This is a genomic window from Polynucleobacter sp. AM-25C3, from assembly GCF_018882335.1.
GTDB lineage: Bacteria > Pseudomonadota > Gammaproteobacteria > Burkholderiales > Burkholderiaceae > Polynucleobacter.
Genome location: NZ_JACVOS010000013.1, coordinates 21,158 through 33,524 on the forward strand (window position 1 = coordinate 21,158; position 12,367 = coordinate 33,524).

At 46.6% G+C, this 12,367-nt stretch carries 16 protein-coding genes; 7 read left to right on the forward strand and 9 right to left on the reverse strand.

The genetic code is table 11. The annotated features are described in order from the left end of the window. The first annotated feature begins 6 nt into the window (after positions 1–6). The gene (locus ICN12_RS08995) at positions 7–735 is read left to right on the forward strand and encodes an ABC transporter ATP-binding protein (RefSeq protein ID WP_088526950.1); all 729 of its coding nucleotides are present in this window, start codon (positions 7–9) and stop codon (positions 733–735) included. Positions 736–794: 59 nt separating this feature from the next. On the opposite strand, the gene ICN12_RS09000 is transcribed toward ICN12_RS08995, so the two are convergent. Both ICN12_RS09000 and ICN12_RS09005 read right to left on the reverse strand, forming a co-directional pair. Next, positions 795–1,289: a hypothetical protein gene (locus ICN12_RS09000; RefSeq protein WP_216272169.1), complete on the reverse strand. Its 495-nt coding sequence runs from the start codon at positions 1,287–1,289 to the stop codon at positions 795–797. Between the two features lie 59 nt (positions 1,290–1,348). Further along, positions 1,349–2,173, reverse strand: a complete 825-nt coding sequence (locus tag ICN12_RS09005; RefSeq protein WP_216272170.1) for a sulfite exporter TauE/SafE family protein — start codon at positions 2,171–2,173, stop codon at positions 1,349–1,351. A gap of 66 nt (positions 2,174–2,239) precedes the next feature. On the opposite strand from ICN12_RS09005, the gene ICN12_RS09010 reads away from it, so the two are divergent. The 3 genes from ICN12_RS09010 to ICN12_RS09020 are packed head-to-tail and all read left to right on the forward strand — an operon-like array spanning position 2,240 to position 3,697. After that, positions 2,240–3,112: an MBL fold metallo-hydrolase gene (locus tag ICN12_RS09010; protein WP_216272171.1), complete on the forward strand. Its 873-nt coding sequence runs from the start codon at positions 2,240–2,242 to the stop codon at positions 3,110–3,112. Positions 3,113–3,126: 14 nt separating this feature from the next. Then, positions 3,127–3,444 (forward strand): metalloregulator ArsR/SmtB family transcription factor, encoded by a 318-nt coding sequence (locus tag ICN12_RS09015; protein WP_370625009.1) that lies wholly within the window; start codon positions 3,127–3,129, stop codon positions 3,442–3,444. A 40-nt stretch (positions 3,445–3,484) separates the two neighbouring features. Then, positions 3,485–3,697: a YgaP family membrane protein gene (locus ICN12_RS09020; RefSeq protein ID WP_216272172.1), complete on the forward strand. Its 213-nt coding sequence runs from the start codon at positions 3,485–3,487 to the stop codon at positions 3,695–3,697. A 52-nt stretch (positions 3,698–3,749) separates the two neighbouring features. On the opposite strand, the gene ICN12_RS09025 is transcribed toward ICN12_RS09020, so the two are convergent. The 4 genes from ICN12_RS09025 to ICN12_RS09040 are packed head-to-tail and all read right to left on the reverse strand — an operon-like array spanning position 3,750 to position 6,493. After that, a complete protein-coding gene (locus ICN12_RS09025) occupies positions 3,750–4,196 on the reverse strand; it encodes a hypothetical protein (protein WP_216272173.1) in 447 nt (148 codons plus the stop codon). Beyond that, positions 4,193–5,020 (reverse strand): FAD:protein FMN transferase, encoded by an 828-nt coding sequence (locus ICN12_RS09030; protein WP_216272174.1) that lies wholly within the window; start codon positions 5,018–5,020, stop codon positions 4,193–4,195. Before ICN12_RS09030 ends, ICN12_RS09025 begins: the two co-directional genes overlap by 4 nt. Continuing rightward, positions 5,017–5,568 carry an FMN-binding protein gene (locus tag ICN12_RS09035; RefSeq protein ID WP_216272175.1) on the reverse strand — a complete coding sequence of 184 codons (552 nt, stop codon included), beginning with the start codon at positions 5,566–5,568 and terminating at the stop codon, positions 5,017–5,019. The genes ICN12_RS09030 and ICN12_RS09035 overlap by 4 nt, the downstream gene beginning before the upstream one ends. Positions 5,569–5,578: 10 nt before the next feature. Then, positions 5,579–6,493, reverse strand: a complete 915-nt coding sequence (locus tag ICN12_RS09040; protein ID WP_216272176.1) for a DUF6662 family protein — start codon at positions 6,491–6,493, stop codon at positions 5,579–5,581. Positions 6,494–6,672: 179 nt separating this feature from the next. Between ICN12_RS09040 and ICN12_RS09045 the strand changes: the two genes are divergently transcribed. After that, positions 6,673–6,915, forward strand: coding sequence for a DUF3820 family protein (locus ICN12_RS09045; protein ID WP_216272177.1), 243 nt, complete (start codon positions 6,673–6,675; stop codon positions 6,913–6,915). A 4-nt stretch (positions 6,916–6,919) separates the two neighbouring features. On the opposite strand, the gene ICN12_RS09050 is transcribed toward ICN12_RS09045, so the two are convergent. Beyond that, a complete protein-coding gene (locus ICN12_RS09050) occupies positions 6,920–7,966 on the reverse strand; it encodes a DNA/RNA non-specific endonuclease (RefSeq protein WP_216272178.1) in 1,047 nt (348 codons plus the stop codon). A gap of 550 nt (positions 7,967–8,516) precedes the next feature. Here ICN12_RS09050 and ICN12_RS09055 point away from each other — a divergent pair. Then, positions 8,517–9,467 carry a transglycosylase SLT domain-containing protein gene (locus tag ICN12_RS09055; protein WP_255537775.1) on the forward strand — a complete coding sequence of 317 codons (951 nt, stop codon included), beginning with the start codon at positions 8,517–8,519 and terminating at the stop codon, positions 9,465–9,467. Positions 9,468–9,547: 80 nt separating this feature from the next. Here ICN12_RS09055 and ICN12_RS09060 read toward each other — a convergent pair whose 3' ends face one another. Further along, positions 9,548–9,895, reverse strand: a complete 348-nt coding sequence (locus ICN12_RS09060; protein ID WP_216272180.1) for an FKBP-type peptidyl-prolyl cis-trans isomerase — start codon at positions 9,893–9,895, stop codon at positions 9,548–9,550. Positions 9,896–9,970: 75 nt separating this feature from the next. On the opposite strand from ICN12_RS09060, the gene ICN12_RS09065 reads away from it, so the two are divergent. Next, positions 9,971–10,987: a DUF6352 family protein gene (locus ICN12_RS09065; RefSeq protein WP_216272181.1), complete on the forward strand. Its 1,017-nt coding sequence runs from the start codon at positions 9,971–9,973 to the stop codon at positions 10,985–10,987. 1 nt (position 10,988) lies between these two features. On the opposite strand, the gene ICN12_RS09070 is transcribed toward ICN12_RS09065, so the two are convergent. Beyond that, positions 10,989–12,185, reverse strand: a complete 1,197-nt coding sequence (locus ICN12_RS09070; RefSeq protein ID WP_216272182.1) for an MFS transporter — start codon at positions 12,183–12,185, stop codon at positions 10,989–10,991. Positions 12,186–12,367: the final 182 nt, after the last annotated feature.

The following is a 12,367-nucleotide window of genomic DNA, read 5'->3' on the forward strand; positions in this document are numbered from 1 at the left end:
AATACCATGTTATCTATTAAGAATCTTGAAGCAGGCTACGGCAAAGTCAAAGTCCTCCACGGCATCAATATTGATGTTCCTAAAGGACAGGTCATTACTTTGATCGGGTCTAACGGCGCCGGTAAAACAACGACCATGCGCGCCATTACTGGCATGATTAAGCCTACCGGTGGCGAAGTCACTTTGAGCGGCGAAAAAATTGATGGTTACGACTCTCATAAAATCGCCCGCCTCGGTTTGGCTCACAGTCCAGAAGGTCGTCGAGTCTTTACGACGATGTCTGTCAACGACAACCTCTTGTTAGGCGCATTCCCACGCTTTATAGGTAGCCGTCCTAAAGGCGATATTAAGAACGATCTAGAGCGCGCTCTCGAAATGTTTCCGCGCCTAAAAGAGCGTCGCAATCAGTTGGCTGGAACATTGTCGGGCGGTGAGCAGCAGATGCTGGCAATGGCTCGTGCTGTGATGCTTAATCCAGAGATCATTCTCTTGGATGAACCATCCATGGGTCTGGCGCCAATCTTGGTTGAGGAAGTATTTAAGATCATCTCCAATCTCAAATCACAAGGCGTAACGATGTTATTGGTGGAGCAGTTTGCTGCAGCTGCCTTGCAGGTTGCAGACTATGGCTATGTGCTTGAGAACGGCAAGATTGCGACTCATGGCCCAGCAGATAAGTTGATGCACGATCCCGCCGTGAAGGCTGCTTACTTAGGTGGCGCTAGCAGTCACTAATCTGTATCAACATCGCATTAAAGTCGTATTTGTTAAAAAGCCCTCTGACGAGGGCTTTTTTATTGCAGCAGGGCGATTGCCTCTCGAATGAGTAGGGTGCGGTAGCCCATGTAAATAGCGACGCCCACAAAACCAATCAGAAAGACCTTTGGTGCTAGGGCGCCTTCTGCCACGAGCTCTGAGTTGAGAAGACCAACTGCAACAGCCAAGAAGAATAGGGCTCCCAAGCCCAAGACAATCCAATTTTCATGGTTGCTCACATGCTGAGTCTTATTGCTATAGGCAAGTACCTGAAAGCTGTTGCCTTTGGGGTAGCCAGATACTGTTACAACATCCCCATTGCCAACCACCATGGGGGTGGAAAACTTTGCCTCGATAGCGCGATTATCTAAATTGAATTTAGAGATAAAGAAGCGTTGGTAGTAAACCGAAGCGTGGTCATGAGTGGGTTTTTCTGGGTTTACGTATTCTAGGAGCTCATTATTGAGATTGCTGACCGTTCCAGAAATAGTGCTGACGGAACTGCTTAAAAAAGTACTGGGTTTAAGAGACATGAGCAGGGCTCCCAATAGCGTGAGGGAAATGATCAGAAGAAAGGAAGGTAATGGGCGCTTCATGCATTCAAAATTAGCACACCTTTAATCAGTAGGCTAATAGCAATGATCAGAGTGAAGATGGAGAAAATCAGCTGAGTATGTGGCCCACTCAATTTTTTTCCCAAGAGAAGGCCCATTAATAGGCCGCCTAAGGCAGCGACTGCAAATGGTGCGGCAACAATGATATTTAAGCTTCCTGTGGCTGCTGAGAAAATCGCGCCACCACCAGTGATGATTGCAAGAACTCCGAGCGAGGTAGCGACAATGGATTTCACTGGTAGGTCGGTGTAGCGCTTTAGTGCTGGCACGATGATGAAACCACCACCAACGCCCAATAAGCCAGATAAAAAACCTGCTAGGCCACCGGCGAGCATCAGTGCCCGAGCACAAGGCAGTGTCCATTGCAGCTTTCCAAGGGAAGGATTTATGAGGCAGGGTGGAGACTGCCTCTTTTCATCTGGGACACCTTTGATCTGATTATTTGCTTGTTTCAGCAGGTGGAAGCCCACGTATAGCAATATCAGGCTAAACAGAACCTGCAGTGGGGCATTTGGGATCTGGGGAGCAAGCCAAAGTCCAATTGGCGATAGCGCTAAACCAAAGATCGCCATGAAACCAGCTGCTTTGTAGCGCAAGATCTTATTTCTTAAACCCAGGATGGCGCCAATGCTAGAGGCCAGGGCAACCGCACAAAGCGCAATCGGAGCTGCTTCTGCAATAGGTAGCCCTAAGAAGAAGACCAGAAGCGGTACGGACAAAATGCCACCCCCAGCGCCCGTGAGGCCCATGAGCAAGCCCACGAGAATGCCTAGTGCTGGGGTGATGAGATTTGAATAGTCCATTGCAATTTATTTTAGATTAATATAGTATATAAATATATATAATATTTGTTCAACTGAAAGAATATTTTGAGCCCAAAGCAAAACGCGCTAATTAAAGACTTTTTTGATCCAGAAACTTGGACCTATACCTACGTTGTCTATGAAGGAGATGGCAGTCCTTGCGTCATCATTGATTCAGTGCTGAACTACGACCCTAAATCTGGCAGAACCAGCACCAAATCTGCAGATGAACTTATTGCTTTTGTTCGGGCGCACCAACTACAGGTGTCTTGGATTCTGGAGACTCATGCCCATGCCGATCATTTGACAGCAGCCCCCTACTTGCAAACCCACTTGGGCGGCAAGCTAGTGATTGGAGATCACATTACCAATGTGCAGAAAGTATTTAAAGGTGTCTTCAATCTAGATGATCGTTTCCAGGCTGATGGCACCCAATTTGACCATTTGCTAAAAGAGGGGGAATCACTCGCTTTCGGAAACCTTTCATTAAAAGCGCTCTTTGTGCCAGGGCACACCCCTGCGTGCATGGCTTATGAAATCGGCGACGCTATCTTTGTGGGCGATACTTTATTCATGCCAGATGTAGGAAGTGCGCGTTGCGACTTTCCAGGCGGTGATGCCAAGACTCTCTATCGCTCCATTCAACAGATCTTATCGTATCCGGCGCAGACCAAGTTGTATATGTGCCACGATTACCCGCCAAACGATCGCCCCCCAGCATGCATGACAACGGTTGCAGATGAGAAGACAAGCAATATTCATGTGCATGATGGCATCAGCGAAGAGCAGTTTGTAGCAATGCGTACTGCACGTGATCAGACTTTGGAAATGCCCGTACTTATTTTGCCGTCTATTCAGGTGAATATTCGAGCTGGGCACTTTCCTGAGCCGGATGCCAATGGTATTGCCTACTTAAAAATTCCGTTAAATGCACTGTGACAACAAAGACGACCATGAATATGCCTATTTCTAAAGCGGAGCTAAAGAAGATGCAGTCTTCAGCGGATGATGCCTGCAAGCTGATGAAAGTCTTATCCAATCGAGATCGCATGATGCTCTTATGTGAAATCGGTCAGGCGGAAAAATGTGTTGGTGAGTTAGAGGCTGCGCTAGATCTCCACCAGCCAACTCTCTCGCAACAACTTACGGTGTTACGTAAAGAGAAGTTGGTTAAAACACGTAGAGAGGGAAAGCAAATTTATTACTCCCTATCAAGTCAAGTCGCGGTATCGGTGATGAGTTTGCTATACAAGCATTACTGCAAAAAGTAATAGTCGAAAATTATTTAATCGTTTTTAAAGGGAGTTCAAAATGAAATGTAACGTCGGTGGTATCGATCGTATTTTAAGAATCTCAGTTGGTATTGTGTTGGTAGTGCTTGCTGCTAACGGCATCGTAGGCTGGTGGGGCTGGCTCGGGCTAATCCCGATGGCTACTGGCATTTTCCGTTTCTGCCCAGCTTATCCACTCTTAGGAATTAATTCCTGCGGAACATCTGGTGACAAGGATTCTTGCTGCAAGTAACAGTTTTTAGGGAGTGTAAGTAATGCGTGAGGGTGTATTGAGAAAACCAAGCTCAATGCACCTTTTTTCCATTTGAAACGAGATGTTTTCTGATGAATACCCCATGGAATAAAAAGATCAGAAAGAACCCGATGCCAATAATCCAATGCGTTGTGATTACTGCATCCCGAATCTCTTCCGGTCCGTAATACAGCAATGCGCCAGAAATGATCAGCGTAGCCAAAAATGCCAACTGACTTAGGCCGCTTAATAATTTTCTTTTCGACTTGATCCCGGCCTTGAGATGAAAGGGTAGGATCGAGCCTAATGCCATTGTGGCTAGTATTGCCGCGATCCCATGCCATGCCAATACGGAGTGGGTACCCAGTAAAGTGCGTTCAATCTGAAATTCATGGCCTAGTAGGTAAGCTATGCCAGTGAGGGAGCAGCTCAACATAGCAAGGAGGACGAAATGCCTTTGCCATGAGGGCATTTGTCCTAGGCGGCTGGCGCTGTTCATGCTGTATGGGTATTGGGAATTTTGATTGCTTGGGCGGAAAATCGCTCTAAGCAGGGATGGTTGATGTTTCCAGAAATGCTCACTACCTTTGTTAGTGCGTCTGCATATACACATTCGCTAGCGACTACTGAGTAAGACTCTGAAAACTCAATATGCTCTTGATTGAGAGGATTGACCATATAGCTTTTGGCATTAGCATCACGTTTTGCAAAGTAGAGACTACTCGTCGCAATCGCACCTGTCTTCATACTACCAATCTGAAGGAGCTCATGTGGATTAGCGGGATTTCTAATGTGAATATCTTGAGCCTGATCTCCAAAGATCCGCATATCTCCACCGGCATTGACTGATCCTGATGTGATGTCGTAGGCCTGCAGAATATCAACGGCCTTATCTACTGCATATCCTTTGGCAATGCCGCCCAGATCAAGGCAAAGCGGTAGGTGAGATTGAACTAAGGTTCGCTCAATGAATAGGATGTCTTGAATGCCCCCAACAGAATCCATGTTGAGCTGGAAATGCTTTGGGAGTAGACCGGCTTCTACTAGGTGATGCCCAACCCCGCAGTTGAAGATGCCATTGGAATGGCGATAAATCTCCTGAGCGATGGCAAGTACCTCTGCGGTCCATGGGTGAATACGGATCTGCTCTAGATGAACGTGCGCATTGATTTTGGAGAGCTCACTTTCAGGATTGTGAAAACCCATTAAGGATTGAACTTGTTCAATGGCTAAAAAAGCCTCTTTTAGCGCTTGAGATAATTGTGGCCCATCCTCAATCTTGATTTCAACGAAAGTGCCCAAGAGCGGCTTACATCGCATCATTTTGTGTTGAGTACCTGGGTTTGGTTTTTGAGTGCCAAGTCGTATAAGACCGCGACCCGTTTCACTCCATCAGTGAGATGCTTGCAAGAGAGAGTTGCGCCGCCGATATTCTGAATATCTTGATTAAGCTTAATGGGATCTGTCGCTGTTTTTCCAATGAACTGTTTGCGCCATTGGGCTTCAGCTACTTCATAACCATAAGATTCAACATAGTCTAAGATCTCAATCCCGGTAACTGCACCGGATGGGCTGAGTGCTACTGCATAGGTAATCATTTCATGCTTACCAACCACCTCATCAACGATGAACCAACTGCCATCAACTGCCTTCCAAATGCGATCCCCTTGGAAGGGGTGACGAATGCTGGAGGCTGCGCGCATTTTGTCTTGAAGCCCATCGGTAATGATGATGGGATTCTTGGTGAGTGACTGATTGGGCATAAGTATTTTTTGCGCCTGCTCTACTGAGACATAAATCTTGGCATGCGCAACTATTGGTGCTGCTGCAGCTAGGCCGATGATGAGAAGGGCGTTGGGTTTCCAGTTCATATTCGGATCTTTAGTTCAAAGGGAATCCAACTTTGACAATGAATTCATTGACAGAGTGACTATCCCAAACTCGGGCATTAGAGCACTCTGCTTCGCCTCCGCCCATGCAGTTGCCACCCTTCAATTGATAACGCCAGGCGCCAGTGACCCACCAGTCTTTTGCCGCGTAGTGCATATTGGGCCCTACAAAGGTTGCACGTTGTACTTGGTTGCGTAAATTGAGCTCTGAGTAATCATTATGAAAACGCGCCTCTACACCAGCAGACCATTTGGGCGCGAATCGATAGCTAGCACCTACGAGAAAGTCGAGCATGGATTCAGGCACGTTGCCATTTTCAATAAACTTCAAACGTTCATTTGCTACAACTACGTTCCCTGCTAGAACTAAACGATCATCAATGAAATTGGATTGCAATAAGAGACGCGCTTCAATTTCATTCTTATTTCTTCCGATGGTTGGCTCCAGATAGAGTCCTACGCCAACAGGTGATGTAACTGGGTTGGTGAGTCGATAAATTGCTTCTAGTGATCCACCTTCAATACCGCTCTTTCTGTATGGGGTAGCGGGGTCATGACTAGATGGCACACCATAGCCTCCGGTGCAAGTTGGGCTATCACCACAAGCCTCAGGATTGGTGTAATTCTGATTTGCGCTGGTGTAGTAGGAGTTGATGTATCCGGCAATTTGTAAATCATTTGTCAGGCCATATTCAAGCTCTGTTCTGGCAGTCCATGCATCGTAGGTACCAGCGGCTTGTTGTTTGTTGAGCTGTAAGCGCTGTTCAAACTCGAGTTTTCCTTTGGGCTGGAGATCTAGGGTGTAGATCCAGCCAAAAGCACCTTCACCCGCATTGGCGAATGAGAAATGTAGTGCAGTGGCTAATACGATGCTAAATGCAATCAGTCTTTTGATAGTCAATTTCATAGTGTTATTAGAGGGGTGGTTGTGAAAGTGGGAAATGAGGTGGAAACAATCTTTTTTCTAAATGAGAACCATTCGCAATATACAGTAAATGAGAATAATTATCAATTGAGAAAAAACCACTTTTCGTTTGTTGTTGAGATTTGCTATGACCTTCTACTGAGCTTGTAAGATGGATGCCTATGGATTCACAGGCCCTTGAGAAGCTCGTCACAATGAAGATGCCCTTTGGTAAGCATGCTGGCCGTGCGCTTGCTGATTTGCCTGGAAATTATTTGGCGTGGTTTGCTCGCGAAGGCTTTCCAAAGGGCGAGCTTGGTCAACTACTAGAGTTGATGCATACCCTAGATCACAATGGTTTACGAGGATTGTTGGCGCCCATTCAGCGCGCCCATGGAATTTCTGCTCGCACTCGCGAGCATTAGAGCTCTACTTTGAGCGTACTATTGCTGTGACGCGGTTTCGTTCATAGCTGACAGTAGGGGAATCTGGTGGACTGCTTTGCGAGAGAGTGGCTTGCATCAGACCTTGCGTTTGAATCTCTTGCGCCAACTGTTGAGCTAGCTCCAGATTGCGGTCATATTGAATTTGTACGCTGGCAACCTTTCCCGCTTTGATATTAGAAATCAGCGCCGCTACTTTCTCTGGCGAGTACTGGTCAAAGAAGATGGGGTACCAGCCACCTACAAACTGCTTTGAATCCGTTGGAAGCTTTTTAGGCTGCGCATTCGGTGAATTAGGTGTACTAGGCTCTTTAGGATTCCTGTCGCCAATGTCGATAGGTAGATGAAAGTCGATACCTGTTTTTTGAACGAGTTCTGCATAAGAGATCGGCGGACTCATTTGCGTCTCATCTGTATTTTCTACCCAGTAGCCCCAGGCTGTCTTTTTAGTGGGATCGTAAACTAGCTTATATATATGCGTGGGAATGGTGACCTTACCTTTGCCGATCGAGCCCGCTTGACCAACTGATCCAGTAAAGACATAAACGTCGGCTTGTGCGCGCTTGATATACATCCTGGTTGGCTCTTCAACCCGTTTTGACCAGATGCCCTGATTATTCTGTCTGGCTTGCGGCATCATGTTTGCTAAGGAGAAAGACTGGGCCATGCCTCGTTCATGCGTCATATCGCCAGCAGGGACGTTATGACCGCGGTCATAACCACTACCTCGATAGTCTGCCAGTAGGGCGCGCTCTTGAAAGGGGAGCCTAGCCTCCTCATAAAACTGATTGGTGCGACGCGGATGGGGTGCCTGCAGTTGCTCCCCATTTAATCGCTCAACCGCGTAGATCGGTTTTTTATCTATGGGCGAGTAGTAGATCGCGAAATCATCAAAGCAAAGGTCACGCCCAGCTTGAGCCGTGCTGGGAATTTGCTGGGCAGGGAATAAGTCTTTGCATTGCTCAAAGAGGGCAAAAGCGCTCAGCGGCAAACAGAGGACGCTAAATAGTAGGAGTTTGGCCAGCCATTGCATTGCACATCAGTGTAATGAGTGCCGCTGTGAAAGGCTGAAGGTTTAGTTTTTTTGTTGGCTCAAGTTAGCTCTAGAGCTAGTATTTATCAGGGTTTTAGAGCCTTTTAAGAATTTGTTTTTTTAAAGAATTGAACTCTTGGGCTCAAAAAAATTAAATATGTAAGATGAGCTTGCGAACACTAGCAGTAGAAACAGAAGGCCCTCTCAGCACTAGATGTATGGTTCAAATGCCCTATTTGAAGTTGGGATATAGTAAAAAAGTCCGATTTTTAGGCCTTTTTTATTATATGAAATAAGTCCTTACTAACTTCTTTAAGTTATTGAAATTAAAGGATTTAATCTAAAAATTAGATGCCAACCTAGGGATCTTACTTATTTCAAGACCTATAAGTTATGGAAATAGCTTTCTTTATTCTTGACTTGATATAAGAACCTTCTTAGGATGGCTCATGTTTTTTACTTATTGCGTTGCAACATAAATCAGCAGTTTGGTTTTTGGAGTGATGCAAGACCAAGAATGATTAAATGTTTTTCTACCAATTCGAGTGACATGCAACTAGCACAGCCAGCAATGGCTAGCGCTAAAGAGTTGTTAGCTCACGCACTTTCGCCTGTGTATCGGGTGATGAATGGTTTGTTGATCGTGACTGTGTTCATGATCGTGGGACTCTGGCTCTCCGGTAATGGTACACAAGCAGGCGCTTTTGATTTGGCTCGCATCTTGGTTCCGGATGAAGCTCGCCATATGGTTTGGCAAAACGGCTTTGGAATGCTGGACCAGTATCAAGAGGAGGCTCCGAAGGCGCTTGCAGATAAAGAGATTGCTAATGTGATCTACGGGAAAGCTTCTACTACCCCTGCTAGTGGCTTGATGGGTGCCAAACAGCAAACCGTTGCTCTCTTGATGCCTTCAGTTGCTCAGGCGCAGGTAAAGCCGATTTCGCACTTATCCGATCGCATCCCAACCTCAAAAATCGATCCTCAGGCGCTTGATTCAAATTTGATGGTGTCAATTAAAAATCAACGTGCAGTCGCTGACTTCTTTGAGAAGAAGTACAAACTGGATCGTGCCAAGATTGAAGAGTACGTTTCCAATACTGTGCTGATCGCAAAAGAAGTCAATATTGACCCGGTGTTATTGCTCGCTGTGATTTCAGTGGAGTCCAACTTTAACCCGCTGACGAAAAGTCATGCTGGTGCAGAAGGCCTCATGCAAGTGATGACCGCGATTCATCAAGATAAATATGCTCTGTATGGTGGCGCGAATGATGCGATTAAGCCTGAGGTCAATATTCGGGTTGGCGCTTACATCTTGAAGTATTTGATTGCGACTAGCGGTTCATTGCGCAATGGTTTGAAATACTATGTTGGTGCTGCCAATGCAGAGAACGATGGCGGTTATACCGATAAGGTCATGGCCGAAAGAAATCGTTTGATTAGTTTGTGTCAGCCGACAACTCCGAGCAAACTCACTTTAAACGGCAAAGATTTGCGCTCTTAATTTTCTGAGTTTGTTTGCAGAAAAATAAAGGCCACTCAATTGAGTGGCCTTCGTACTTTAGGGTATTGCTATCTACGGAATTAATTGACTCCGTGCAACTCCACATCAAATACGAGGGTTGCATTTGGAGGGATTACACCACCAGCACCACGCGCACCGTAGCCCATTTCAGATGGGATGATGAGAGTGCGTTTGCCGCCAATCTTCATGCCTTGCACGCCTTGATCCCAGCCCTTGATGACATGGCCGGCGCCCAAAGGAAAGCTAAACAGCTGTCCGCGATCTAGGGAGCTATCGAATTTCTGACCCTTATTTTCGGGGGCATTCTCGTCAAACAGCCATCCCGTGTAATGCACGTCAACATGATTGCCGGCAGCAGCTTCTTTGCCATCACCAACAACGGTATCTATTTTTTTGAGTTCGCTCACGTTTATCTTCCTCTTTGGCTGAAATTGAAGGGCTAGTATATTCTGAGCTTTATCTTTTTGTTCGAGCACACCGATATGACAAACTTCTGGCCCCATTCTGCTTATAAAACCCTTGCGGTGGGTTCAGATAATCAACTACTGGTAACCGACGAATTTCTGCGCACCTATTTACTGCGTCCTGAATTAAGCCTCGTCCCCGAATCCTGCGCTGTTGAACGTGCCTTGCATCAGCGCTTAAGCGAGAACCCTCGCGCAGCTATCTCCGATGAAGAAATCGCCGCAATGGCAGATCCGGATATTCAGGTGAACTATCAAGTTTGGCTGAGGTATCGAGCCAAGTTATTGGCTGCTAGCTCTTTAGAAAACTTTTACATGAGCTTGTTTAAAGGTGATGGTGTTGACGTGCCCCCTTTATTTATCTCGCAGTTGGCACAAATTTTCATCAGACATATTTTGGGTGAAGATTGTCATCCTTTAGATGCGCGGATGGGCGAGCTCTTCTTTCGGGTTCAGAAGATCACCGTGTTAGAAGATAGTGTGGTGATGGGTGCGGATGATGAGGTAGTGACTCGCAATGCGCAGGCAGGGGAGACTGGCAACATCATGGATCTGCTCAAAGGCAACTCCATGTCGATGCGCTCAATTGATTTAGATGTTTTGCATGAAGAGAATGCCGATCTGTATTGGGGCAAGGATGAGGATCATGATTTTGCAGTCCAACTTAATTTCGGACAGCCCCTCATTAATCATTTTTGTCGTGTGCTGGAAAAGTGGGTGCAGCATTTTTTAGGTGTGCAGGTTCGTATTACTCCGATGCAGCAAATTACCGATCCAAAATGGTCTTGGCATGTTGGTCTTGATGCAGTAGCTACAGATATTTTGAACAAGCTTTACAACCAGGAGTCGGTAGATGCTGACGAGCTGGAAAAAGTGATTTGCTTGTTTCGTCTAGACTTTATTGATGAGGCCGCTGTTACTCAATCCCAAGTTGGCAAGCCAGTCTATATGGGGATTGCGATGAATGAAGAAAAGCAATTAAAACTTAAGCCGCAAAACCTCTTGTTCAATTTACCCCTGGCTAAAGCATCCTAAGCTACCGAGCGGGACTGGATTTCTTGTGATTGGTACTGAGCCAAATCAGGGCGCCTGCTGTAATTGCAACCGGCAGTAGGGATCCCAGATTCAGAATGCCCCATCCCTGTGAGGTGATGAGAGCACCTGACCCAAAGGAAGTAAAGGCCATCGTGCCAAAGACAAAGAAGTTAATTGCTGCTTGTGCTTTATCACGCTCTTCTGGTCGATACGCGGTCATTGCCAATGAAGTGGATCCGGTAAATAAAAAATTCCAACCAACGCCTAATAAAAATAGCGCAATGAGGAATTGATGAAAGTCGACACCGGTCAGTGCAATTGCAATGCAGAGGAGATTCAGAATAACGCCGACACCCATGATCTTGAGGGCGCCAAAGCGCTGAATTAATGAGCCTGTAAAAAATCCGGGCGCGAACATGCCAATCACATGCCACTCTAGAACCAGTGCAGTGTCAGAAAATGGCAGGCCACATATTTGCATAGCGAGCGGCGTTGCAGCCATGAGCAGGTTCATGACGCCATAGCCCAGGGAGGCGCCGATCACAGCAACCATGAAGACGGGCTGCCGAAGAATGGTTTTGAGATCCCTGCCGTCAGAAAGCGAATGCTGGGTTTTGAATTCTTCAGGGAAGTGGATGAACTGCATCACGATGATGCCAAGCAAGCCAGCGATCGAGAGGGTGAGGTAAGCCCCCAAAAAGGCGGTATCAAAGAAATCCCTAGTCCAAGAGGCGAGGTTAGGTCCAATGACGGCCCCAAGGATTCCGCCTGCCAATACCCAGGAAACGGCTTTATCTCTTTGGCTGGCACCAGTCAGCTCGGCGGCAGCAAATCGATAGAGCTGTCCATTCGCGCTGTAATAGCCGGCTATGAAAGTCCCCAGGACTAGGAGCCAGAAGTTTTTGGAAATGGCGGCATAGGCGCAGAGAAGGACTGAAAAGACTGCTACTAAGAGGCCAAGCTGAAAAGAAATCTTTCGGCCAAAGTAATTTTGGGTTTTGGCCACAATCGAAGTGGAGAAGGCGGCACCAACGACGTAGCCCATAACGGGCAAAGTAGCCATCCAGGCAACTGGGCTGAGGCTGAGACCAACCAGACCGTTAATTGCGATAAAAGTCACGTTATTGGTCAAAAATAGGCCCTGACAAAGGATCAGCAGTACGAGGTTCTTGTTGAGCAGGGGGTGCTTGTTGGTCATGTATCGCAGTTTACGGTGTTAGTGGAACGGGGATTGTCTTGGTGGATTCCCTTAAATTGGCTGGCTAGAACCGTTTTTGAGCCTAATTCCCCTTAATTATTGAGGGTCGATGATTTAAAATAGTCTTCTTGGTCCGAAGTGAGAATGTACGCAAAAGGCAGTCAAAAGCGCCTTCAGTGTGA

Bases quoted from the DNA above. Each gene is read 5' to 3' on its own strand.
- ICN12_RS08995 (WP_088526950.1), top strand. From the start codon at position 7: ATGTTATCTATTAAGAATCTTGAAGCAGGCTACGGCAAAGTCAAAGTC.
- ICN12_RS09000 (WP_216272169.1), bottom strand. From the start codon at position 1,289: ATGTCTCTTAAACCCAGTACTTTTTTAAGCAGTTCCGTCAGCACTATT.
- ICN12_RS09005 (WP_216272170.1), bottom strand. From the start codon at position 2,173: ATGGACTATTCAAATCTCATCACCCCAGCACTAGGCATTCTCGTGGGC.
- ICN12_RS09015 (WP_370625009.1), top strand. From the start codon at position 3,127: ATGAATATGCCTATTTCTAAAGCGGAGCTAAAGAAGATGCAGTCTTCA.
- ICN12_RS09020 (WP_216272172.1), top strand. From the start codon at position 3,485: ATGAAATGTAACGTCGGTGGTATCGATCGTATTTTAAGAATCTCAGTT.
- ICN12_RS09025 (WP_216272173.1), bottom strand. From the start codon at position 4,196: ATGAACAGCGCCAGCCGCCTAGGACAAATGCCCTCATGGCAAAGGCAT.
- ICN12_RS09030 (WP_216272174.1), bottom strand. From the start codon at position 5,020: ATGATGCGATGTAAGCCGCTCTTGGGCACTTTCGTTGAAATCAAGATT.
- ICN12_RS09035 (WP_216272175.1), bottom strand. From the start codon at position 5,568: ATGAACTGGAAACCCAACGCCCTTCTCATCATCGGCCTAGCTGCAGCA.
- ICN12_RS09040 (WP_216272176.1), bottom strand. From the start codon at position 6,493: ATGAAATTGACTATCAAAAGACTGATTGCATTTAGCATCGTATTAGCC.
- ICN12_RS09045 (WP_216272177.1), top strand. From the start codon at position 6,673: ATGGATTCACAGGCCCTTGAGAAGCTCGTCACAATGAAGATGCCCTTT.
- ICN12_RS09050 (WP_216272178.1), bottom strand. From the start codon at position 7,966: ATGCAATGGCTGGCCAAACTCCTACTATTTAGCGTCCTCTGTTTGCCG.
- ICN12_RS09055 (WP_255537775.1), top strand. From the start codon at position 8,517: ATGCAACTAGCACAGCCAGCAATGGCTAGCGCTAAAGAGTTGTTAGCT.
- ICN12_RS09065 (WP_216272181.1), top strand. From the start codon at position 9,971: ATGACAAACTTCTGGCCCCATTCTGCTTATAAAACCCTTGCGGTGGGT.
- ICN12_RS09070 (WP_216272182.1), bottom strand. From the start codon at position 12,185: ATGACCAACAAGCACCCCCTGCTCAACAAGAACCTCGTACTGCTGATC.